Annotated in this window: 19 protein-coding genes, 1 rRNA gene and 2 pseudogenes; 11 read left to right on the top strand and 11 right to left on the bottom strand. The window is 61.0% G+C overall.

Features of this window, described 5'->3' with window-relative positions; all coding sequences use genetic code 11:
- Positions 1-304 precede the first annotated feature (304 nt).
- A 16S ribosomal RNA gene (locus OMK73_RS13790) occupies positions 305-1,835 on the bottom strand.
- 665 nt (positions 1,836-2,500) lie between these two features.
- On the opposite strand from OMK73_RS13790, the gene OMK73_RS13785 reads away from it, so the two are divergent.
- The gene (locus tag OMK73_RS13785; RefSeq protein ID WP_267602555.1) at positions 2,501-2,890 is read left to right on the top strand and encodes a nuclear transport factor 2 family protein; all 390 of its coding nucleotides are present in this window, start codon (positions 2,501-2,503) and stop codon (positions 2,888-2,890) included.
- 376 nt (positions 2,891-3,266) lie between these two features.
- Here OMK73_RS13785 and OMK73_RS13780 read toward each other — a convergent pair whose 3' ends face one another.
- Positions 3,267-3,620: a hypothetical protein gene (locus tag OMK73_RS13780; RefSeq protein ID WP_267602554.1), complete on the bottom strand. Its 354-nt coding sequence runs from the start codon at positions 3,618-3,620 to the stop codon at positions 3,267-3,269.
- A 1-nt stretch (position 3,621) separates the two neighbouring features.
- Positions 3,622-4,296 (bottom strand): heavy metal response regulator transcription factor, encoded by a 675-nt coding sequence (locus OMK73_RS13775; protein WP_267602553.1) that lies wholly within the window; start codon positions 4,294-4,296, stop codon positions 3,622-3,624.
- A gap of 338 nt (positions 4,297-4,634) precedes the next feature.
- Here OMK73_RS13775 and OMK73_RS13770 point away from each other — a divergent pair, with 338 nt between their 5' ends.
- The gene (locus OMK73_RS13770; protein ID WP_267602552.1) at positions 4,635-5,393 is read left to right on the top strand and encodes a COG4280 domain-containing protein; all 759 of its coding nucleotides are present in this window, start codon (positions 4,635-4,637) and stop codon (positions 5,391-5,393) included.
- Between the two features lie 2 nt (positions 5,394-5,395).
- Complete coding sequence (locus OMK73_RS13765) at positions 5,396-5,578, top strand: hypothetical protein (protein ID WP_267602551.1); 183 nt, start codon at positions 5,396-5,398, stop codon at positions 5,576-5,578.
- 376 nt (positions 5,579-5,954) lie between these two features.
- On the opposite strand, the gene OMK73_RS13760 is transcribed toward OMK73_RS13765, so the two are convergent.
- On the bottom strand, positions 5,955-6,185 hold the full coding sequence (locus tag OMK73_RS13760) for a hypothetical protein (RefSeq protein ID WP_267602550.1): 231 nt from the start codon (positions 6,183-6,185) through the stop codon (positions 5,955-5,957).
- A 569-nt stretch (positions 6,186-6,754) separates the two neighbouring features.
- On the opposite strand from OMK73_RS13760, the gene OMK73_RS13755 reads away from it, so the two are divergent.
- The 4 genes from OMK73_RS13755 (at position 6,755) to OMK73_RS13740 (ending at position 12,372) form a co-directional block, all read left to right on the top strand.
- A complete protein-coding gene (locus OMK73_RS13755) occupies positions 6,755-8,101 on the top strand; it encodes a CHASE domain-containing protein (RefSeq protein WP_267602549.1) in 1,347 nt (448 codons plus the stop codon).
- A gap of 110 nt (positions 8,102-8,211) precedes the next feature.
- Positions 8,212-10,149 carry a putative bifunctional diguanylate cyclase/phosphodiesterase gene (locus OMK73_RS13750; RefSeq protein ID WP_267602548.1) on the top strand — a complete coding sequence of 646 codons (1,938 nt, stop codon included), beginning with the start codon at positions 8,212-8,214 and terminating at the stop codon, positions 10,147-10,149.
- A gap of 50 nt (positions 10,150-10,199) precedes the next feature.
- Positions 10,200-10,739, top strand: coding sequence for a glycine-rich domain-containing protein (locus tag OMK73_RS13745; protein WP_267602547.1), 540 nt, complete (start codon positions 10,200-10,202; stop codon positions 10,737-10,739).
- A 232-nt stretch (positions 10,740-10,971) separates the two neighbouring features.
- A complete protein-coding gene (locus OMK73_RS13740) occupies positions 10,972-12,372 on the top strand; it encodes a hypothetical protein (protein ID WP_267602546.1) in 1,401 nt (466 codons plus the stop codon).
- An 83-nt stretch (positions 12,373-12,455) separates the two neighbouring features.
- Here the strand turns inward: OMK73_RS13740 and OMK73_RS13735 are convergent, their stop codons facing one another.
- Positions 12,456-13,409 (bottom strand): DnaJ C-terminal domain-containing protein, encoded by a 954-nt coding sequence (locus tag OMK73_RS13735; RefSeq protein ID WP_267602545.1) that lies wholly within the window; start codon positions 13,407-13,409, stop codon positions 12,456-12,458.
- Between the two features lie 160 nt (positions 13,410-13,569).
- Here OMK73_RS13735 and OMK73_RS13730 point away from each other — a divergent pair, with 160 nt between their 5' ends.
- Complete coding sequence (locus OMK73_RS13730) at positions 13,570-14,004, top strand: Hsp20/alpha crystallin family protein (RefSeq protein ID WP_267601630.1); 435 nt, start codon at positions 13,570-13,572, stop codon at positions 14,002-14,004.
- Positions 14,005-14,022: 18 nt separating this feature from the next.
- On the top strand, positions 14,023-14,403 hold the full coding sequence (locus OMK73_RS13725) for an Hsp20/alpha crystallin family protein (protein ID WP_267602544.1): 381 nt from the start codon (positions 14,023-14,025) through the stop codon (positions 14,401-14,403).
- Between the two features lie 256 nt (positions 14,404-14,659).
- Here the strand turns inward: OMK73_RS13725 and OMK73_RS13720 are convergent, their stop codons facing one another.
- The 6 genes and pseudogenes from OMK73_RS13720 to katG form a co-directional block, all read right to left on the bottom strand.
- Positions 14,660-15,097, bottom strand: coding sequence for a universal stress protein (locus tag OMK73_RS13720; RefSeq protein ID WP_267602543.1), 438 nt, complete (start codon positions 15,095-15,097; stop codon positions 14,660-14,662).
- Positions 15,098-15,585: 488 nt separating this feature from the next.
- The gene (locus OMK73_RS13715) at positions 15,586-15,873 is read right to left on the bottom strand and encodes a GYD domain-containing protein (RefSeq protein WP_006161436.1); all 288 of its coding nucleotides are present in this window, start codon (positions 15,871-15,873) and stop codon (positions 15,586-15,588) included.
- A 195-nt stretch (positions 15,874-16,068) separates the two neighbouring features.
- Positions 16,069-17,379 carry a YncE family protein gene (locus tag OMK73_RS13710; RefSeq protein WP_267602542.1) on the bottom strand — a complete coding sequence of 437 codons (1,311 nt, stop codon included), beginning with the start codon at positions 17,377-17,379 and terminating at the stop codon, positions 16,069-16,071.
- 52 nt (positions 17,380-17,431) lie between these two features.
- A complete protein-coding gene (locus OMK73_RS13705; protein ID WP_267602541.1) occupies positions 17,432-18,259 on the bottom strand; it encodes a creatininase family protein in 828 nt (275 codons plus the stop codon).
- 34 nt (positions 18,260-18,293) lie between these two features.
- Positions 18,294-18,539: a hypothetical protein gene (locus tag OMK73_RS13700; RefSeq protein WP_267602540.1), complete on the bottom strand. Its 246-nt coding sequence runs from the start codon at positions 18,537-18,539 to the stop codon at positions 18,294-18,296.
- A 274-nt stretch (positions 18,540-18,813) separates the two neighbouring features.
- A pseudogene (katG, locus tag OMK73_RS13695) lies at positions 18,814-21,068 on the bottom strand (catalase/peroxidase HPI).
- 271 nt (positions 21,069-21,339) lie between these two features.
- Between katG and OMK73_RS13690 the strand changes: the two are divergent.
- Together OMK73_RS13690 and OMK73_RS39140 are read left to right on the top strand one after the other, a co-directional pair.
- On the top strand, positions 21,340-21,804 hold the full coding sequence (locus tag OMK73_RS13690) for an aminoacyl-tRNA deacylase (protein WP_267602539.1): 465 nt from the start codon (positions 21,340-21,342) through the stop codon (positions 21,802-21,804).
- A gap of 905 nt (positions 21,805-22,709) precedes the next feature.
- Positions 22,710-23,504: pseudogene (locus OMK73_RS39140) on the top strand (TolC family protein); the annotation flags it as partial.
- Positions 23,505-23,543: the final 39 nt, after the last annotated feature.

The raw sequence follows: 23,543 nt of genomic DNA, 5'->3' as shown, positions 1-23,543 counted from the left end.
TTTGTGCCGTATTCCAAGTCATCTTTCGATCACTTAAATACATTTTGGTTGATACAATCACAACCCGGTATCGTGTTTTACTGCAGCGTCTCATCAACGCTCACGACACCTTTACTACATCCCATATTTTTAAAGAACAGCCGAGCGAGACTTGGTCCCGCATCGTCTTGGCAAAGCCAAATGCAAGCGCTCAAAGCTAAGCGCTTGCATTTGACCATGCAACACAGGACACGCAGTGCGCATCCTGGCTCTAACAATTAACAAACCGATAAGTGTGAACGCTCGACGTTGGATGCACGCTCTGAAAGGAGGTGATCCAGCCGCACCTTCCGATACGGCTACCTTGTTACGACTTCACCCCAGTCATGAACCCTGCCGTGGCAATCGCCCTCCTTGCGGTTAGGCTAACTACTTCTGGCAAAACCCACTCCCATGGTGTGACGGGCGGTGTGTACAAGACCCGGGAACGTATTCACCGCGGCATGCTGATCCGCGATTACTAGCGATTCCAGCTTCACGTAGTCGAGTTGCAGACTACGATCCGGACTACGATGCGTTTTCTGGGATTGGCTCCCCCTCGCGGGTTGGCAACCCTCTGTACGCACCATTGTATGACGTGTGAAGCCCTACCCATAAGGGCCATGAGGACTTGACGTCATCCCCACCTTCCTCCGGTTTGTCACCGGCAGTCTCTCTAGAGTGCTCTTGCGTAGCAACTAAAGACAAGGGTTGCGCTCGTTGCGGGACTTAACCCAACATCTCACGACACGAGCTGACGACAGCCATGCAGCACCTGTGTCCACTTTCCCTTTCGGGCACCTGATGCATCTCTGCTTCGTTAGTGGCATGTCAAGGGTAGGTAAGGTTTTTCGCGTTGCATCGAATTAATCCACATCATCCACCGCTTGTGCGGGTCCCCGTCAATTCCTTTGAGTTTTAATCTTGCGACCGTACTCCCCAGGCGGTCAACTTCACGCGTTAGCTACGTTACTGAAGAAATGAATCCCCAACAACTAGTTGACATCGTTTAGGGCGTGGACTACCAGGGTATCTAATCCTGTTTGCTCCCCACGCTTTCGTGCATGAGCGTCAGTGACGTCCCAGGGGGCTGCCTTCGCCATCGGTATTCCTCCACATCTCTACGCATTTCACTGCTACACGTGGAATTCTACCCCCTCTGACATACTCTAGCCTTGCAGTCACAAGCGCCATTCCCAAGTTGAGCTCGGGGATTTCACGCCTGTCTTACAAAACCGCCTGCGCACGCTTTACGCCCAGTAATTCCGATTAACGCTCGCACCCTACGTATTACCGCGGCTGCTGGCACGTAGTTAGCCGGTGCTTATTCTTCCGGTACCGTCATCCCCCCGCCGTATTAGGGCAAGGGATTTCTTTCCGGACAAAAGTGCTTTACAACCCGAAGGCCTTCTTCACACACGCGGCATTGCTGGATCAGGGTTGCCCCCATTGTCCAAAATTCCCCACTGCTGCCTCCCGTAGGAGTCTGGGCCGTGTCTCAGTCCCAGTGTGGCTGATCGTCCTCTCAGACCAGCTACTGATCGTCGCCTTGGTGGGCCTTTACCCCACCAACTAGCTAATCAGACATCGGCCGCTCCTATCGCGCGAGGCCTTGCGGTCCCCCGCTTTCACCCTCAGGTCGTATGCGGTATTAGCTAATCTTTCGACTAGTTATCCCCCACGACAGGGCACGTTCCGATGTATTACTCACCCGTTCGCCACTCGCCACCAGGATTGCTCCCGTGCTGCCGTTCGACTTGCATGTGTAAGGCATGCCGCCAGCGTTCAATCTGAGCCAGGATCAAACTCTTCAGTTTAATGCCTGTGTGACCCTTCGGTTTCCCGACGGATCTCGCTCTTTCGAGCGGTCGCTCACTCTCAGAAAACTGACTGGCTATGTCCGAAGACATAACCAACATGTTTTACTGTGCGAGCACTTTATAACTTGTAAGCTAAAAGACCGAAGTCTTCCGCATCCGCTATCAAGCGCCCACACTTATCGGTTGTTTGTTTGTTAAAGAACTTTCCGCGGTTCGCTTTGCTTGCCGCGTCGCTGCGTTTGCTGCAGCGGAGAAACGAGACTATAAAGAATTATCTGCGTTTCATCAATACTTTTTTAATCTTTTCTTGCTCGGGCCAGATTCGCTATGCGCTTTTCTCACCTTTCCAGCTAACCCCGCAAATTCGGCCGCCCTGCCCTGCAGCTGAGCCTCGTACTGCGAGGGGAGCGAATACTAAGTTGTTCGCGCAACGCTGGCAAGTTTTTTCTAAGAATTCTTGCAGCAAGCTTTGTCGTCGCCGGATGAAGGTCATCGCAGGCCACTTGTATGGTGTCTACGGGCCACCGACCGCCTGCCGGCCGGAGCCAGACGGCACGAGTTGCAAGGCGGAACATATTGTATGCAATAATAGAATGCAATCGCATGGTTTGACGCCCGCCACTCAGGCCACGGCCCGGCGGATTCATTGATCTGGAGACGACATGACATTCAGCACCCCCGGCATGACATCACAACACGTAGCCGCACTTGAGCCGATCGAGAACTACCTGCAAGCCCACATCACCGGCGATGCCGAATACATGCGCAAGGCGTTCCATGCGGACGCCAGGATCATCTCGTTCCGCGAGGGAAAGTTGCACGCCTTGACCCTCGATGAGTTTTCCGCGCGTTTCCAGGGCCAGCCCGCGGCCGATGAAGCACAGCGCAAGCGCTTCATCACGCATTTCGACGTGACAGGCAATGCCGGCACCGCCAAGGTGGTGCTGGAGTATCCGGAAGTGACCTTCACGGACTACATGACGCTCCTGGAGATCGACGGCGTCTGGAAGATTGCCAACAAAACGTTTAGCGCCGCGCCGCCGAAAAAATAGCCAAGCAAAGCCGCGCAGATCGGCCACCCGCCTTCACAAGGCTGTCTGCAGGCTTTACCCTCCCGTCCCGCCGGCAACTTGCGCTAGCGGGCTGGCCGAGCTGCTCGAAGCCCTTGCGACCCGTCCATGGGCCTTCAGCCAAAAGGCATTCTGGCAACCTCGCCTTCTTGCATGACAGCGCTGCCCCTTTCGTTGATGCCGGCTTACGACATGCTGCCCATGGGCCTGGCGCCCGACCGCAGCGGCGCAAAGTGTGACAACCTAGACGCGCTCACGCCGCCCCCGCAGCCGCCGGCCGATATCTGGCAGGAGATGCTAGGCCAGGCCGCTTCCTGCACCGCGATATCGATCTCCACGGCCGCGCTCCAGGCCTGCCTTAGGGGTGTTCCTGCGCGTGGGGGAGCAACACTTGCGTGCGCGCAGTCGGCAGGCCGCAGATGGGCGTGCGGAAATCATGCGCCAGATCGGCCGACAACTGGGAAAGCCGCGCGAAGCCTTCACGCGTGGTCCACGAGCGAATCGCCTTGAGGCCGAAAGCCGAATCCAGCGCGCCCTGCGCCATCCGCTCATTGCGCACGCGTGCCGCCTTGCGCAGCAGCTCCGCATCGTCGCGGCAGATCACCTGCGTAGCCAGCGCGCGGTACCGGTGGGTCCCCGCGCTACCAAACACAGTCGCAGCAATCAGGCAAAAGGCGAACGCCAGGCGGGTGGTGAGTGAGAGAGCCTGCACATCAGGGCTCCCGGCGTTCCAGCACATAGCCTACCCCGCGCACGCCATGGATCAGCTTGGTATGGAAATCGTCATCCATCTTGGCACGCAGGCGGCTCACCGCCACGTCCACGACATTGCGGTCGGATTCGAAATTCATCTCCCATACGTGCGAGGCGATCTGTGTGCGGCTTAGCACCTCGCTCTGCCGGCGCGCCAGGAAATGCAGCAGCGAAAACTCGCGCGGCGTGAGTTTGATGCAGCGCCCGGCGCGCGTCACGCGGTGGCGGATCAGGTCGATCTCGAGGTCATCGATCTCGATGCGGACGGCCTCGCGCGCCGGGCCGCGTCGCAGTAGAGTACGCACCCGCGCCAGCAGTTCGACGAACGCAAAGGGCTTGGCCAGATAGCCGTCGGCGCCGAGTTCCAGGCCACGCACACGATCCGCTACCTCGTCGCATGCGCTCAGGAACAGTACCGGGGTGTCCTTGTGCTCACGCAGTTGCTTGAGCACTTCCCAGCCGTTCGTGTCGGGCAGCATTACGTCCAGGATGATCAAATCGTAGCTCACTTCCACCGCCAGGTGCAGGCCATCGGCGCCGGTTACGGCCAGGTCGACCACGAAGGCGGATTCGGTGAGCCCCTTGCGCAAGTACGCGCCAGTCTTAGGCTCGTCTTCCACCACCAGAATTCTCATGCTCGCCCCCGTCTAGCTAGTGCCAGCACGGCGCGCCTTGGCGCCTTGCGTGATCGCATGATAGTCCCAGGCGCGGTAGCCCTGGATGACAAATCTGTAATTGGATTGACAGGGTTTCCCGTCTCTGCGCTCCCTAGAATTCACTGCTGTCGCTCCATTGCGCTACCGGCGGTCCACGAACGCAAGTACTGGTACTGGTGCCCGTGGTGGAGACCTGAGCGTTGCCTGAAAAGTGGGCTTCGCCGCCCCTGCACCTCGAAGAAAATCGACAGCCTGGAACATAGGAGAGGAACATGATGGAATGGACTTCGGCAGGACCATCGATACTCGCAGCATTCATGGCCTCCATGGTCGAGTTCGTGGAGGCACTAACCATCGTGCTGGCGGTTGGCGCCGTCCGCGGCTGGCGCTCGGCGCTGCTAGGGACCGCAGCCTCGCTGGCCGTCCTGACGCTACTGGTCGTAGCACTAGGCCCCGCGCTCGCCAGGATTCCGCTACCGGTGGCCCAATTGGTGGTCGGTACGCTGTTGCTGCTATTCGGTCTGCGCTGGTTGCGCAAGGCAGTGCTGCGGGCGGCAGGCATCTTGCCGCTGCATGACGAAGCGCAGGCATTCGCTCGGCAAACCGAAGCCTTGCGGCGGCAAGACGGCCCAATTGGCGAGGCGATCGATGCGGTGGCGTTCGCGGCCGCATTCAAGATCGTGATGCTGGAAGGGATTGAGGTGGTGTTCATCGTCATTGCGATTGGCGCGAGCGGCCGCATGATCCTCCCCGCGTCCATTGGTGCCCTCCTCGCGCTGCTGGTCGTGGTGATGCTCGGGTTTTGGTTGCATCGGCCGCTGGCCAAGATTCCGGAAAACGCCCTCAAGTTCGGCGTTGGCGTCATGCTGGCTGCTTTCGGGACCTTCTGGGTGGGCGAGGGTATCAAGCTGTCGTGGCCCGGCGAAGATTGGGCGATCCTGGCGCTTATCGGCGCCTTCCTTGTCGTTGCCCTGGGTATGGTTCGCCTTTGCGGGCATCTGCGGAGCACGTCCTCCCCATTGGCAAACGCAACAGCCTCGCCCCCTCCCCCGATCGAGGCCGTCTCGCGAAGGTGACCGTGGAACTGGTGGGCCTCTTCGTCGACGACGGCTGGCTTGCGATCGGCGTGGTCCTGTGGGTGCTGGCAGCGTGGGAAGTGGCTGCATTGCATGCTGTCGCTGCTCAGGCGGCGGGACCGCTGTTCGCTGCGGGATTGACAGCGTTGCTCGCGGCTAGCGCTGCCCGGCGCGCGCGCGCCTGAGCAGCGGCCGCTTGGATCGTTGTCTCCCCTCGTTCCCGACTGGATCGGTCACATGCTGTGCGAGCAACGCATCGATGTCAGCCTTGTCCTGCGTGCTCAGCATCCATCCGAATGCGTCATTGATGCCGCGTAACTAGTCCGGGCGACGTGCAGCCCACAGCGCAATCGTCGGGCCCTGATCAAAAATCCAGCGGATCGCCAACGCCAGCCAAACCGGCGGCCAAGCCCGGGGAGACGCATCGCGGCGCCCCGGCCTATACCACTAGCGACGGGAGTCACGCTCGCCACTGGGTGGGAAACGACATGGGATTGGGGTAAGGGCCGAGCGCCCTCCGATGATTGGCGCTCGGATCGCTGAGCCAAGAGCATCCGCTACTTATCGGCCGTCCGAGTACCCGTCAAACGAAGCCGATCTTGCGCAGACCACGGACAAGTCGCGGGAACCGCCATGCGCCCCGTCCGTGAATGGGTCGCGCTTCTGGGTCACGCGACCGCCGCCATCCTGCGGCGTGTCCGAGCTACCAGAGTCTACGGTAGCCGCAGCGGCAATACCGGAGAACATCATTGTGATTGCAGTGGTCAGAATTGCTTGCTTGAGGTTTTGCATCGTGATCTCCAGATCGATGAGTGCGTGGCTTCAACGCGGAGATCAGTGTATTGAGACAGCGGTAACGAATGGATGGCCATTCAATTACGAAGATGTCATCTCGGCCGCTACTTGTGCCTTGAGGTCATTTGGCTACGCTGCTGTCCACCATTGCCGGCGCATCGCATGCACAATCGAGCATCACCCTCTATGGGGTCACTGATTCTGAGCGGTTCGCTGTACTACGAGTGTGGGCCGTTTGCGGCGGGCTTTGTATATGACGAGTTCCAGGGAAGCTTGGCGCCTGCCAGACGGCGCCGCGACGAGCTGTTCGCCTTGCCGCGCGGCGGCAGCCTTTCCGCCCCTCATGCTTGACTAGGCACATAGGGCGCACCCCCACTTAAGTGGGGACTCTACAACCGTATTCGGCCTTGCCCCTGCTCCAATTTGGGATAACGTTGTAGAGACAGGTAAAACAACGCTGCGCAAATCCGCGCGCCCCGGCGGCGGCCCAGCAGTAGCCGGCTGACACCATCGCCGCTTGATCGCTTACGTCTGCAGTCTACACGTCACGTTCCGGGGGATATCGTGTGCGCAAGCTACTGACGCCACTGCTGCGTCCGCTCGGACGCGTCAGTACGACCGCCATTACACTCGGCGCGCTGCTGCTCGGCCTGCTTAGCACGATCGTCGTGCATTCGCTCTACACAGAGCTGCTGGAGAGGGATGCGCGCCTGCGATTCAAGAGCGATACCAACGATATCGCCCAGCAGATCGATACGCGTATCCGGCTCTACACCGACGTCCTGGTAACCATGCAGGCGCTCTTCGGCGCTAGTGATGATATTTCGCGCGAGGAATTCCGCGACTTCGTCAATGGCCTCAACCTGGAACAACGCTACCCCGGGTTCCAGACGCTGAACTACGCGCCCTATGTGCCGGCCTCCGAGCTGGCCAGCTTTGTCGCCAGCCAGCGCAAGGACGCGGTCCTGCGCGACGCCGGAGTCGCGTTCTCCATCCGTCCCGCAGGAGAGCGGCCAGCCTATTTCGTGTTGACTTATGTCGAGCCGCTCCACAACAACTTGCCGTCGATCGGCATCGACATGGGTGCTGAGCCGGGGCGCCTGGCCGCCCTCGAAAGAGCCCGTGACAGTGGGCAGGCAGTGAGCAGCGGGCGCCTGATCTTCAGCGAAGCAAAAGGTCCCCACGTCGGCATTGCCTTGCGCCTTCCGGTCTACAGAAAGGGCCAGCCGCTCGATTCAGTGGAGCAGCGCCGCCGTGCCTATATCGGCTCCGTTGGGGCTGGCATACGAATCAGCGGCCTGCTTGGGGAGATCGCCGGCAACCAGCGCGTGTATGGGACCCATTTCGAACTGTACGACGCCGGGAAACTCGATGGCGAACCAGTACCGCCATCCCCGGCGACGCTGCTGTACAACAGCGCCGGCGGCATGACGGCCAACGCCCCCAGTGCGAAGGCTGCTAGCCGGGCCAGCGCCGTACAGCTTGCCGCCAGCGACGAGCATGCCGCGCTCCAGCGGGCAAGCGTATCGGACGATCGTTCCTTCCTGCGCAAGGAGGTGGCACAGCCGTTTGGAGGGCGGCGCTGGCTCATTGTCTTCTCCGCCGATGCCCAGGCCATGGCGGGCCCGCAACGCCACCTGAAGAGTGTGGTGCTTGGGGCCGGCTTGATCATTACCGCGCTGCTGGCCGGGCTGGCCTACGCGCTATCCAGTTCCCGCTCACGTGCCCTGGCGGTGGCCGATGGCATGACACACAGCCTGCGCGAGAGTCAAGAGGGCTTGCCCAGGCGCAGCGGATCGCGCACCTGGGGGATTGGCGTATCGACCTTGAGCGTAATGTGGCCTATTTCTCCCGCGAGATGGCTCGGCTGCTGGGTGCGCGAGTGCTGGATCCCACACCCGAAACACTGCTAGGCGCAGCCGATCCTCGCTTCCGCGGCGTGTTGCGGCAGAGGATGCAAACCGCCTTGCGGGAGCGCGTCGCTTTCGAGGTCGAATGTCCCTACCGCTCATCACGTGGACGCATGGGTTGGCTTCACCTGATCGGCCATGCGCATGGCCCACCGGGTACCGCCGTCCTGCGCGGCACCGCGCAAGACATCACCCAGCGAAAGCTCATCGAGCAGGCTCGCGCACAGGAGCATCTGGTTGCCTTGCATCTCGCCACCGTGTCCAGCGAGGCCGAAGTCCTGGAGAAAATCGTCCGTACCCTGGTCGCGGGAACGGAATGGGAGGCGGGTGCATTCTGGCCTTCGGATGCGGGACGTGGCTTGTCGCTTGCGCCGGTCCGCCGGGCCAGAGAGCAAGAACTGGATGCTTGGCTGGCACGGCGGCCGGTCGACCCTCAGGCAGATCAGGCAGATCAGGCAGACGCACTGACGGAGCCGCGTTGGTATGCGAGCCGCAGTGCCATCGCGCGTTTGCCTCAGCATCGCTGGCTGGACGACGGGAGCGTGCGAACTGTATTCGCTTTCCCACTGCGCAAGGGCACGACCACGCTTGGACTGGTGGAGTTGTATTCACGCACCAAGCGTCCACGCGATCCATATGCGCTTGCCATGGCCAGCGCGATAGCTAGTCACACTGGCCACTTCCTGCTACGTCGCCAGGCCGAGGAGACCCTGCGCTTTTTTGCCAATCACGATGCGCTCACCGGTCTGCCCAACCGGCTGATGTTCAAGAATCATCTCGAGAGCAGCCTCGCTCGCTCCCGCTCCCGTCAACACCGACTCGATATCCTCTTTGTTGACCTGGATCAGTTCAAGAGGGTCAACGACACCATGGGCCACAACGCGGGTGACGTCTTGCTGCGTGCCGTGGCAGATCGCTTTAGCGCCACGCTTGGCGAAGCCAACCTCATTGCCCGGCTCGGTGGCGACGAGTTTGTCGTACTGGTCGAGCCGATCGACGACTTTTCCCTTCTGCACCGCATCATCAAGCGCATCCAGGCCGCGCTCGCATCCGGCTTTGTCGTCAATGGCAAGGAGCTGCAGATAACGGCAAGCATCGGCATCAGCTCCTTTCCCGAAGATGGCAATGACGCGCAGACGCTGCTAAAGCATGCTGATCTCGCCATGTATGCCGCCAAGCAGCTCGGCAAGAACGGCTTCCAATACTATGTGCGCGAGATGAGCGTGTCCCTGCAGAATCGCATCGACATGGAAGCGCATCTGCGCAGCGCACTCGAGCACAATGAGTTCGTGCTGCACTACCAGCCACGCATCTCGCTGGACACCAATTCCTGTACTGGCGTGGAAGCCCTGATCCGATGGCACCACCCGAAGCTCGGCATGGTGATGCCCGCTGACTTCATTCCGATTGCGGAGGAATGCGGGGCCATCGTGCAGATTGGCGCGTGGGTACTGCGTGAGGCTTGCCGCCAGAATGCGCAATGGCTTGCCGACGGCATTGCCCCGATACGCGTCTCGGTCAATCTTTCCGCAAGGCAATTTGCCGACAAGGACCTGAGGCAGGTGGTTCTCGATGCCCTGAAGCAAGCCGGCTTGCCAGGACATCTGCTCGAACTTGAACTGACCGAAAGCATGGTAATGCGCGATGCCGAGCAAGCGGCGCGCTGGCTGTCGCGCCTGAAGCGAACGGGGGTACGGCTAGCCATTGACGATTTCGGCACCGGCTACTCTTCGCTCGCCTACCTGAGCCGTTTCCCGATTGACACGGTGAAGATCGACCGCTCGTTCATACGCTATCTGCCCGACAGCAGGAGCGATGCGCAAATCACGAGCGCAATCATCGGGCTAGGACATCAGATGGCGCTGGAGGTCGTGGCCGAAGGCGTCGAGAACGAGGCCCAACTGGACTTTCTTCGCCTCGAGGGATGTGACGAAGTCCAGGGCTACTACTTTAGCCGCCCTATTCCGGCCGAGGACGTCACCGCGTTCCTCTCCGGCCATACCGTGCACGATCTGCTACCTGAGCAGGGACCGCAGCCGATGCGCGCCTGATTCTGGATTCCGGCGCGCGCCCCAGCGTCAACAATAGGAGGAACCACATCATGGCAGTGCAGAAACAATCGATTGAACGGTCATGGCAAGCAATCGATGCGCTCGATTTCTCGAGAATCAAAGCCAAGCTTCTACATGGCAAGTCCGCTCATTGGAGCCCCGAAAGCCTGGTCGATGCCGAGGCCGGTTACCGCAGGTTTCTCAAACTCGCGGCAAAGTACCCCGACACATCAGTCGTACCCAGCGAACAGGTAGACGCATTCTGGCACGCCCATATTGTCGATACCAGGCGCTATGCGAGCGACTGTGAGCACATTTTTGGCCATGTCCTGCATCATGACCCCTACGTCGGTATTGATGGCCCACAGGATGAAGCCCGCCTGCGCGCGCTGGCCGAGGCAAGCGCCCGGCTTAGCGCGCACGAGTTTGGGTTGAGACCGACGACGGCGGCCTACTGTGCGGTCACCGGCGAGGGGAAACCCACGCTGGGCCCCGCGCCGGCGGACACCAAGGCGGCGTACTGCGCAATCACCAACGGGACGCAAGCGGCGTACTGCGCGATCACCTGCCGAGTCGCTTCGTCCCATTGATGGCCAGGTCACGCCCGTCGATGTCCAGCCGGTCTGACGGGGTATGGCTATACCTCGCCGCTGCTAAATCCACGGGGCCCACCCACGGGCGCCCACCTGCAGCGATTGGCGAGCGTGCTTGTAGAGGGCAGCAGGGCCAGTTGCAAAGTGCTGAGCCAACTGACTGACCGTAGGCGTTTCGCGGCACCCCGCCCACGCCCGGGAGGGGTGCCGTTCTGCCGGAGACGATGCGATGATAGAAACATTGCTGTTCAGCAAGCCGTTTTCCTTTCTGGCCTGCCCACCGATAGCAGAACTCAAAGAAGCCATCGATGCACTTAACACGCTGCCGGGACATTCGCGCTGGCTCAAGGAGGAAGACGCCATCCGCCGCGAGCATGTGCCTGCCTTTGTCGAGCAGAGCCGCCAGGCCCTCGAGGCGCTTGTTCCGGGCCGGTCCCTCATGGTCGATAGCCTTGCCGATCGGATTCGGCACACACCACGGGTGCTACAGGAGCTGCGCGAGCACGGTCCGGATGTGGCAGCTGCCGCTCACTCCTACTTCTACTGGCGCTACTCAGCCGACGTGCTCGGACGGGCGCAGGGCATTCCGCGCAGTGCGCTGGAACGTCAATTTGGCAGGGTGGCGGCACGCGACGGCTCTCACAAGATCATTTGGGGCTGTCCGTGTTGCGATAATCCGGCGCGATACCAGGTCGATGGGCTACTTGCCAATCAGCGCCCGGCCCGCCAGGGCGGCTTTGCGCTCGAGTGCGATCACTGCGGGCATCAGGAACGGGTGTATGCCGGATTTTTGCATTACGGGCGTCTCCAGTGCCAATGCGCTGCGTGCAAGAGCTATGTTGGTGTTCTCGCCTATGACATGGCCAGGGCTGCGCGAAAACTTTCTGAAAATCTCGAGAAGTACGCCTGGAGCCAGGCCGCCGAGACCCTTGCCGAGATCCAGGAGTACAAGGACGAGTCCCTGCAAATGCTCCAGCGCCGGGCTAGCCCGTCCCGCAATGCCGCTTCCTTCGCACTCGAAGTCGCGTCGGGCAGGCACCAATCGATGCTGGCAATTCTGGCGAGCCTGGACCCTGGCCTGGAAGGCTGCATCGAGAAGAATCCCAGGGCTTGGGCGTTGCTGTGCGAACTGCTTCGCGAAGGCGTGGTTGACAACGAATACCTCATTTACGAGGAAGCTGACCGCGAACGCGTGGCGCTGCAGTTGTCACTGCTGGAAGAGCCTTCCTCCCAGGGGCAGGGCTTGCCACAGAAGAATCTTGAAACTCTGTTGCAAGGGTATCAGCCTGCGTCTCGCGAATCCTTTGTTGCGTGGCTGAAAGCAAGCTCGCAATTAAAGCTTTTCACCGGCAAATTCTGTACCGCGGTGGAGGTCACCTGGAGGCCCAATGCGCAGCGCTGCAAGCTCGTTGCTAGCAGCCAGGACGACCATCTCCGAGAGTTCCCGCACGATGCGGCGCTCAGAGCGGCCACAGCCTTCGTGCCGCCTTCGAAACAACCGCCTCACACTGACGCTGAAATTGAAGCAGTGACACTACTCAGGTCACTGGGGTACATTGTTGTGGCTCCTGCAGTCATTGAAGCGCACGGCTACTCGAAGCTGGAAGAAAGCACGCCACTCAACAAGTAGCCCCGCGCTGCGGCCACTTGCTCCAGAGTCAGCCAAGCCTCTTGCATCAAGCCGCCGATCAGAATGTCGTCATCCAGCTTGGATCAGGCGCTCCTATCCGGGCGCGGTTTAAAGGCCAATTCCCGCGCCATGGTTTCATAAAGCTCCCGCGCCTTAGGGGTGTTGGCCGGCGGCAACACAGCCTGGATGTGCAGCAGCAGATCGCCTGGCGGATTAGCGGGGATGCCTTTGCCGCGCACACGTAGCTCACTGCTGCTCTGGGCGCCGGCGGGAATGCGCACCTTCAGCTCGCCCCCAGGTAAATCAATGGGCACCACCGCCCCCAGCGCCGCCTCCCATGGCGCCACCGGCAGGATAAGGTGTAGATCGCGTCCCTTCACCTTCAGTTGGTCGTGCGGTTTGAAATGCACCTCCAGCAAAAGATCCCCCGCCGGCGCACCGCCGATCCCCGGTGCACCCTGCCCGCCCAAGCGGATGAGCTGACCTTCGCGAACGCCTTTGGGAATTTTCACGCTGAGCGTCCGGCTCCTGAGCTGCACCCCGCCCTGGGCGTCCACGCTTGGCACCTGCAGCGAAAGCTGACGGGTGGCGCCGGTGAAGGTGTCTCCGAGGTCCAGCAGCACCTTGGCGTGGTGATCCCCACCGCGCGACGGGGACCTGCCACCGTGTGTATGGAAACCGCGGTGTCTGCGCCCCATGTGGCCAAACAGCTCGGCGAAGAAGTCGCTGAAATTGGCCTCTTGCTGCGGCGAGAAGCCCCGACCGGAGAACTCGAAGCCGGTGTCCCAGTCCGGCGGCGGACGGAACTTCTGGCCGGGCTGATGGCCTCGTCCCAATTGCTCGTACGCGGCGCGCTTTTCCGGGTCGGAGAGTACAGCATAGGCCTCGTTGAGCTCCTTCATGCGCACTTCGGCATCCGACTGCTTGGAAACGTCGGGATGGAACTTGCGCGCGAGCTTGCGGAACGCCTTCTTGATGTCCTCAGCGGTGGCATCACGTGTCACTCCCAGCGTCTTGTAGTAGTCCTGGAATTCCATGCGTGCTCCCCTTTCCACGTCTCTAATGCTGCCCTTCCGCTCGAAAGAATGACGGCGAACATCAGTCAAATCAAGAGCTTGATATCCTCGGGAGAAGCCTTACCATTCCAACCGGAGACGTCAGAATATGGCGCCCGCGCCAAAGCGAATGGAGGCAAATATGATGTATCGATCCCTGTTTCCCCGTGACGTATTCTCAGAACTGGAACGCCTGCAGCGCGAGCTGCACCAGCCATTCGAGCAGTCTCCCAGTATTCGTGGTCGGGTCAGTTTTCCGGCCATGAATGTAGGCGGCACACCCCACTCGGTGGAAATCTACGCCTTTGCCCCCGGCACCGATCCGGCCAGCATCGACGTCCAACTGGTGAAGGGCGTACTGACCATTGTCGGCGAGCGCAAGCCCGATCTCTCTGACAAGGACGAGCAAACCTCCCTGCATATCGATGAACGCTTCGCCGGCCGCTTCCGGCGTGTGGTGAGCCTACCGGACGACGTGAATCCCAATGCGGTGGAAGCCAAGTACCGCGACGGCGTGCTGCACATCAGCATCCAGCGCCTCGAAGCAGCGCAGCGGCGCCAAATCAGCATCCAGTGATGCGAGGAGGATCTGGCCATGAGCGAAAATACTGCTGTCACCAAACAAGCCGGCGCTGGCAGCGCTGAAGCGGCCCTGATGCCGCCAGTGAATGTGTACGAGGATGCCGCAGGCATCACCCTGTACGCCGATCTGCCGGGTGTGCCCAAGGACAAGCTGGTCGTGCAGGTGGAAGGCGATATCCTGACCATCAAGGGCGAAGTCGTCCTGGATCAGCCGGAGGGCATGGAAGCCAGTTACGTGGAGGTTTCCCTGCCGCGTTACCGGCGCGTGTTCACGCTCTCCAAGGAACTAGATGCCGAGAAGGTGGTGGCCGAGTTCAACCACGGCGTGCTCAAGCTACGCATCCCCAAAGCCGAATACGCGCAACCGAGCCGCATTGAGGTCAAGGTCGCGTGATGTAAGCCGAGCGGGCCTTGGGCATCGCCCATGGCTGCGCACGCGTAGGCGGGCTGACATGAAACCGGAATCCTTGAAAGAGGGTTTCGGTTCTTTGTGAGCAACCTGGTCGAAGGCTGGCACCATCCGACGCAGACTGACCCAGGGGCAAATTACAGGAGTCAGGCACGATCGCGGACAAGCGTTGAATCCCAGGCGTCGCACGAAATCAGAGGACAGCGCACGCGGCACGGCTTTTGTGGTCCGGCCGCACCGGTTAGCGGTACACGAGGACCGGGATCGTACTATGGGTCAGGACTTTCTGGGTTTCGCTGCCGATCAGCAGACCCTGCACGCCAGCTCGACCGTGCGAGGCCATGACAATGAGGTCGCAGTTGTGCTCCTCCACGGCCCGGATGATCGCCTCATAGGGGTGATCGCTTGTCACGTGGATCGTGTCGCATGGCACCCCCGCTTCCCTCGCGGCTTGCGCGATCATCCCCAGGTAATGTTCCGCATGCTGTTCGGCTATCTGCGCAAACCGCTCCTGGGTATCCTCCATCATCTCGACCCGATGGGTGAAGATGCGGTACTCCGGGATGGCGTGAAATCCCGTGATTCTGGCCTGAAATCCCTTAGCGAGCGTCACCGCCATCCGAATCGCGGCTTCGGAGAGCGGGGACCCATCGGTCGGCACCAAGAGATGCTTGAACATATCTGTCTCCTCCCGGCAATGACCGTCTGCGTCGGCGTCCTGCCCGCAAATCACTTGTCAAACAGTCGTCCGACGAAAGTGACGAGTTCTCCTATCGTGGCATATTGTTGCTAGCCGATCGGACGAACGGGGTGGCATCGCCGATACCAGGCGGCCATCGGACACGCAAGGCTTTAGACGCCAACACGCGTCAAGCACAAAGTGGTGCTGCCAGGAGTTCATCCGTCCACGCGCATCCGGGAAGTCTTCCAGACACGTTAAATCGAATGCAACACTACCAAGCCAACTATAGGCGATGTCGGCAGACCGTGGCAATTTGCATAGGTAGGCCACCTCGCTCCTTCCCAACGACCGACCGACAGCAAGCCGGGGGCGGCGTATTCCCGCGGACCGGACGATGTCACTGCAGGCGCTGCCCGCCGGTGATCGCGAGATCGGCCCCGGTCAGGAAACCCGCTTCCCGCGAGCACAGATACGACCCGCGGCCGCTATAGCGTTGCGATGAACTGTTTCCACGGGGTCCCTTGTAGAGTCTCGGTGGTTGCATGTCCGTAGGCGCGAATGATTAATGCCGCCCTTTCGAGTTGCGCCAGGTCATTCGATTCAACGATGTCCACCACATCGAACCGACCGAGGGTGAGAAAGCTGTCTTTCCAGGTCACCGCAGGGCATTCGGCCTTGATCTTTTCCGCAACCGTGGCGGCGATCTGTTTCAGGTCCTTGGGCTCCTTGAACGCATCAGGAGATAAAGTGCTGAGGATGACATAGGTGGTCATGGAACACCTCCATACAAAACGGTTGACGCTCCGTTGGGCACGGGCTGACGCATGGGGACAATGCCTTTGCGCCGAGAGGCGTATGCGTGTGACTACTAATTATAGGTTTGCGTGGGCGGTTCCCCTTCGCAGGACACGAAGATGCTTGCGTATCGGCCCGACGGCAGACGCTCCTGCCGGCAACGCGCTCAGCGGTTAGCGCAAATTCCCTGTATGCCCCAACGAGTATCGGCCAGGTTGCGGCCACACCGTCAGCCCGTGCGGTTCACGACCCACCTTGATCTTGTCGACACTGCCCGTTGCGGTGTCAAAGCGGTACACCACATCGTCGAAGCGGCCGGACAACCACAAGTGCTGGCCGTCGGCGCTGACGTTGCCCATGTCAGGGCTGCCACCGCCCGGAATGGGCCAGGACTTGGTGACGGTACGAGTCGCAAAATCAATGACCGATACGCTGCCTTTGCCGCCGGGCGTGCCGTGGATCTTGTTGGTACCACGGTTGGTCACATACAGGCTTCTGCCATCGCGGCTGGGATACAGGCCATGCGCGCCGATGCCAGTGGCGATGAAGCCGATCTGCTTGAACGATTCACCGTCGACCACATGGACACCGTCGGCCATCATGTCCGCCACGAAGAATGCCTTGCCGTCCGGCGATACCCGCACGTCTTGCGGCATGCCCTTGGTGGTGCAAATCTCGCCACCAGTCTGGCTCGGGTCGGGGATTTTGGCGGGCTTCTTGCCGGGAGAATCGATCAGCGCGAGGACATCCGGCCGGTCGAAGTACTTGCTCAGCTTGAGGGTAGCCACCACGCGGCGATTCACCAGGTCGACCTGAGTGACCGCCCCGTCGAACTCACAGGTAAACAGCGCGAACTTCCCGTCGATGGAGAAATCGGCGTGATTGATGCCGTCGCATTGCGGTGTAGCAATCGAGTATTGCAGTTTCATGCTGCGTGGGTCACGAAAGTCCAGGCGCTTGTACGCTTCGGCAACCACGATGGCCGATTGACCATCCGGAGACCAATACATGTTGTAGGGGTCGTCCACGCGAATCGATTGACCCGGTTTGCCGGTGTTGGGATCGATCGGCGTCAGACTGCCATCGTGGCGACCTTCGGCGTTGTTGGCTACCCACAGCGTGTGCAAGTCCCACGAGGGCACCACATGCTGTGGGTTGATACCCACCTTGAAGGTATCGATGACCTTCAGCGTGGCCGGATCGATCACAGACACGGTATTGGACGTGTGGTTTGGCACGTACACGCGCTCCAGGGCACCGGCGACCGCCGGACTCATGCGGTTGGCGCCCACCTCACTGTAAAGATTGTTCCGGTCAGGCACGGCCGGCATGCCGGGTACCGTCGCCACTCGGTCGTTCTGCACGGAAGCTCCAGGTGGCGACGATGCGCTTGCCGGCGTTGCGATGGCGCGGCTTGCGATCCACCAAGCGGTCGCCGACACGGCGACCGCGACAGAAACGACGACAACGAGAATCTTGCGCATGCTTGACCTCTCAATCTCTCGGTCGACACATCATGGAGTGAAAGTAGCGCGCTCAGCGCGAAGCACCCAGTGCAGCGCGAATGGAGGCTACGGTTCTCGCCACAATCAAATCGACACCCAACTGACCCAGCGCCGCACTGGCAGCGCGCGGATCGCCAGCGACACCATTGGCCGCGCCTTCGCGCGGATCGCGTGCCATTTGATCTGCCCGAACCAATGTAGCGTCGATGGCCATCATTAGCGAGGTATCGGCCGTGCCCGCATGCACGCCGATCTGTTCATCGCTCAACCCCTTGGCTTTGAGGGCCTGCACGTAGTCTGTCTGCGTAACCCGGTAGTAGTCCCCGATGAAGTGGGCACGGGCATGCGTCGCCGCCCAATCGTGATTCAGGCGCGTCGCCACCGCCTTGAGCTGGGCCTGGTAGCCGCCGTGATCACCGATCAGCACCACGTCGACAAAGCCATTCTGCTTGAAGCTGCGCGCGGCGGCATCCAGTACGCTCTTAAAAGCGTCGTCCGGCACAGAAATTGTCCCAGCAAAGCGCATGTGCCCAACGGGCGGGGTAATGCTGCCTTCGGGCACATAAGCTACCACCGGCGCGACCAGTGTATGGCCCAACCAACTGGCGATCCTGCCCGCCAGCACCTTGACCCGCACATTGTGCTTGCCCAGCGCCATGTGCGGACCGCTTTGTTCGGTGCCACCGACCGGGATGATGATCGTCGTCGTGCCGGCGCGGATGGCATCGCGGACCTCGGTCGAGGTCAACTCTTCAAGATAAACACTATTGGCGGCGGACCACGCGGCGGGACTGAGAACGGCCACCCAGAGGGCGAGCAACGCAACCATGGTACGCATCATTGGCTCATGTTTTGTCATGGATGAAGGGACCCTACGGCGTTCGCATCAGCCATCACCGAACCAGGCGGTGGTTCATCCGGTCTGGTGACCGGCATACTCGCATCGAGTTAAGCAGGATCAGCGAGGTCACGTGTTTTCCTGCGCTTGCGCAAGCGTCGACATCGAGGGTCTGATCGGTGCGCACTGATGCATAGTGCTTGGCCAGGGCCTTAGGATACTCGATACCCAGTGCGGGAAAGTCGAGCAACCGGGCAAATTGGTACATCGGTCCGCCGGAAGCGACCGTCATCGCCGCCAAGGCCTCTTGCGGGAGCGCGTGAAATCCGCGAGGACGTCTCGCTTGCGCTTCTGCAGAACCGCTCGATTCGTAGCGATGGCTGATCGACCGTCGGCAAGCTCGGCCAACTCGGCCAGCACTTGCACTTCGTCCAGCATCAGCAGGATGCTTATAGCCAGATTGCGACGCCAGCTGTGCGACTAGCGTGTCGAACCGGAGCACGCGATCACGTCTTTTCAAGCCAGGACGGGCGCCGAACGTGGTGCGGCGCCCTTATTTGCCCCTTACTTAACTCTTATTGACGCAGCTCGAAGCGGTCGAGGTTCATCACCTTGACCCAGGCAGCGACGAAGTCCTTGACGAACATATCCCCCCGTCCTCGCTTGCATAGACTTCGCACAGGGCCCGGAGCTGAGCATGTGAACCGAACACCAGATCAACGCGCGATCCGGTCCACTTGACCTGCCCCGTCTTACGGTCACGTCCCTCGAACACATCCCGGGTGAGCGCCTTCCATTCCACGTCCATGTCGAGCAGGTTGCGGAAGAAGTCGTTGGTCAGCGTTTCCGGGCGGTCGGTGAAGACGCCGTGCGCATCCTTCCCTGTATGGACGTTCAGCACGCGCAGGCCGCCGATCAGCACCGTCATTTCGGGCGCGGTCAGAGTCAGCAACTGCGCCTTGTCAACCATCATTGCTTCCGCTGGAACGCGAGCATTCGGGTTGCGGTAGTTGCGGAAGGCATCGGCCGCCGGTTCGAGGGCGCCAACCGATTGCACGTCGGTCTTTTCCTGCGAAGCATCCATGCGGCCCGGCGAGAATGGTACGGTCAGCTTCTGCCCGGACTTCTCCGCTGCCTTCTCGATACCGGCGCTGCCCGCCAGCACGATCAGATCGGCCATCGAGATCTTCTTGCCACCCGACTGGGCGCCGTTGAACTCGCTCTGGATACCTTCAAGGGTCTTCAGCACCTTGCCCAGCTGATCCGGCTCATTGGCCGCCCAGTCCTTCTGTGGAGCCAGGCGAATGCGCGCGCCGTTGGCGCCGCCGCGCTTGTCCGAACCGCGGAACGTCGATGCCGATGCCCAGGCAGTCTTCACCAGCTCCGAGACCGACAGCCCCGATGCCAGGAGCTTCTGCTTGAGCGCCGCCACGTCCTGCTCATTGACCAGCGGATGGTCCAGCGCCGGGATGGGATCTTGCCAGAGCAGTTCTTCGGCCGGGACTTCCGGGCCGAGGTAGCGGGCGCGCGGTCCCATGTCTCGGTGGGTCAGCTTGAACCAGGCACGGGCGAATGCATCAGCAAATTCCTGAGGGTTCGCCATAAAGCGCCGCGAGATTTTCTCGTAGATGGGGTCAAAGCGCAGCGACAGGTCCGTGGTCAGCATCGTCGGCTTGAGCTTCTTCGACGGATCGTAAGCGTGCGGAACCGTTTCGCCGGCATTCTTGGCCACCCACTGGTTAGCACCTGCAGGGCTCTTGGTCAGCTCGTATTCATAGCCGAACAGGTTTTCGAAGTAGCCACCGTCCCACTTCGTCGGCGCGGTCGTCCAGGTGACTTCCAGACCGCTGGTGATCGTGTCCGCGCCCTTCCCTGTGCCGAAGCTGCTCTTCCATCCCAGACCCTGGTTTTCAAGGTCGGCAGCTTCGGGTTCGGCGCCTACGTGATCAGCGGGACCGGCACCGTGCGTCTTGCCGAAGGTGTGGCCGCCGGCAATCAGCGCGACGGTCTCCTCATCGTCCATGGCCATGCGGCCGAAAGTGTCCCGGATGTCGTACGCCGCGGCGAGCGGGTCCGGATTGCCTTCGGGGCCTTCCGGATTCACGTAGATCAGGCCCATCTGCACGGCACCCAGGGGATTCTCGAGGTTGCGGCCGGGGTCGGTACGGCTGACTTCACCGCCGTGCAATTGCTCGTCGGCCACGATCACGCCTTCGTTGTCGTCCTTGCCGGCGGCGCCCTTGCCATAACGGACGTCGCCGCCCAGCCAGGTCTTTTCATTCCCCCAATAGACGTCCTGGTCCGGTTCCCAGGTGTCTTCACGGCCGCCACCAAAGCCGAATGTCTTGAAGCCCATGGTTTCGAGGGCAACGTTACCGGCGAGAATCATCAGGTCGCCCCAGGAAAGCTTCTGGCCATATTTCTGCTTGATGGGCCAGAGCAGCCGGCGAGCCTTGTCCAGGCTGACATTGTCCGGCCAGCTGTTGAGCGGTGCGAAACGCTGCTGGCCCCGCCCGCCACCGCCACGGCCGTCACCGATGCGGTACGTGCCGGCGCTGTGCCAGGCCATGCGGATAAACAAACCACCGTAGTGGCCGAAGTCCGCCGGCCACCAGTCCTGCGAGTCAGTCATCAGCGCCGCGAGGTCCTTCTTGACCGCGGCGAGGTCGAGGCTCCTGAAAGCCTCGGCATAGTTAAAGCTTTTGTCCAATGGATTGGACTTGTCGGAGTGCTGGCTGAGCAACTCTAGCCGCAACTGCTTCGGCCACCAGTCCAGGTTGGTGGTGCCGCCACCGGCGGCATGGTTGAAGGGGCACTTTTCGTTAGACATGCTCTCTCCTTCGGGGCGTACCAAACGTTAGTTCTAGTATTTCTGCGTCAACGCTTCCACGCGGGACCTGCGTCGGCAGGCCTGCCGCACACAAAATATAGTTGAAAGCGTTCGTCAACAATATGTAATGTTTGCAATCGCTTCAATAGTGGACCGCTATTGGCCACCCGCAACCGTGCTGGGGTTAGCCGCACCGATTGCCGCCCAGTGCTTGACCTATAGTTCCTATACTGAAGATAGCTGTAGCGATCAGCGCTCGGAGGTTGCAATCATGACCATGGCTACCACGCTGGCAAGATGCCTGAGCAAGAAGCAGAGCCGGTTTGAAACCGTTCGTCGCCCAGGCGGCCTGGCAACTGCGCGGACTACGTATATCCCCGGAGACCGGCTCGCCCGGACTGTCCTGCTGGAGGACAACCGAGGCTACCTCGCAGCCGTGATCCCTTCCACCCACCAACTGAAACTGTCGGATATCTGCGAACAGACCGGCCGCAAGCTGTCTCTGGCGCATTGGGATGGCGCGCGCGAAGTGTTCAGGGACTGCGACCTCGGCGCGCTCCCGCCGGTCGGCATGGCGTACGGCACGCTGACCTGGCTCGACGACAGCCTTCTGACGCATCCCGACGTCTACTTCGAAGCGGGCGACCATGAGGAGCTGGTGCACATGAGCACCGAGCAGTTCACCGCCCTCATGGCCGAAGCCCGGCGCGGGCATTTCGCGCACCGGATGATGTAGGGCGCCGCGCAAGGTTGGCGCGGCTAGTGCGCATATATCGCTCTTCCCCGCTCTTGAAGCCCCTCACCTCGACTCGATCGGGTTGCCGAACGGGTCGGTGAAGAACATCGTTCACTGCTCGCCGGGTTCGCGCCTTCGAAGCGCACCTGCTGCGGCGCACAAAGTCAGTGCCGACGGCCGTCCCTGAAAATCGACGCCACTTGCAAGCACGCTGGCTCTCCCTGCGCATTGATTCGGTCGAATCAATGACCTTAACTTCGACAACGCGGAACAAATCTACCGATCGACTGATTGAAAACACCGATCGGCTCTCGGCCGTTGAAACAATGCGAAGCGAGTGGCGGAAACTTTGCCGATGCAGCCGATCACCTCTCCATTGCCCAATAGCGGAGATGGGTCGGAAACGGTAGTTCATCCACAGCTCCAGCTCTGACGGTCAACCATTCCGCTTATCGCAGCAGCTTCCGAGATACCTATAAAGGTTCGACGGCTATCGTTGGCATGGGTCGACGGCGACGACGTCTGTCTCTTCACAGTAAATGGCCATCACTGGACCTCCTCACGCTTCAAATCAATTGCGGCGGAGATACGCACTCTTGGCCTTGGCTCCGCCTGGTTGGATGGGGAGATCGTGATGGCCGAGGTCTCACTCGCTGAATGGACGAAGGAGGGGCCGTGTCCGGCATGCCGTGTTTCACGCCCCGCCGCGCCAGCATCTGCCCGGCCTGGCCGACGGGTGGCCTGGATTCGTAATTATGCTTTGCAGAGCATAAAGTCTTACCTTGGCATGACCCCTTGAAGCCGGTGCCGCATGCGGCGGGCTAAACAGCAACAATGGATTTGGGATAGTCTTGACGGCACGCAGGCTTTCACAGTCAGACGTCGCCCTGGCTGTGCCAGGGAGTATGCGCATGGTTAAGGGACCGGTGTGTGCCCTCCGTGGGCAAGCCAGGCAGCGCGCCCCACGAGTAGTGATGGCGTGCGTCGTCACTCTATTGGCTGCGTGCGCCGTGGGCCCGGATTACCATTCGCCCGAGCCGCCAGGCGGCGACCACTTCACAGCGGAGCCACTGCCCGGGCAGACGGCATCCACGCCCGGCATGCCTGGGAGCGCCGGGGCAGCGCAGCGTTTCATCACGGTGCAGGATATCCCCGGCGAATGGTGGTCGCTGTTCCACTGTGCGCCACTCGATACATTGATCCGCGAGGCGCTGGCCAACAGCCCCAACCTGGCCGCCGCCCAGGCGGCCCTGCGGCAGGCCCGCGAAAACTACAACGCCGAAGTGGGCGGGGCCCTGCTTCCCGCCGTGGATGTGCAACTGGGGGCGTCGCGCGAGAAGGTCTCGGGCGCGACCATCGGCCAGCCGGGGTTGAGCCCGGAGTTCAGTCTCTACAATGCCTCGGTCAATGTCTCTTACACGCTTGATGTATTTGGCGGCGCGCGGCGCGAACTGGAGGCATTGCGGGCGCTTGTCGGGTACCAGCAGTACCAGTGGCAGGCGGCCTATCTGACGCTGACAGCCAATCTCGTGACGGCAAGCGTCAGGGAGGCGTCGCTGCGCGCGCAGATCGAGGCTACGGGGCAGATCGTGGCGGACCAGGAACAGCAGTTGGATCTGCTCACGCGCCAGTTCGAACTGGGCGGCGTGAACCAGGCCGCGGTGCTGGCGCAGCGCACCACGCTGGCGCAGACGCGCGCGACCCTGCCGCCGCTGCAGCAGGCGCTCGAGCAGACCCGC

Source organism: Cupriavidus sp. D39, from assembly GCF_026627925.1.
In the GTDB taxonomy this organism is placed as follows: Bacteria; Pseudomonadota; Gammaproteobacteria; order Burkholderiales; family Burkholderiaceae; genus Cupriavidus; species Cupriavidus ulmosensis.
This window is presented reverse-complemented; position numbering and strand designations above follow the sequence as displayed.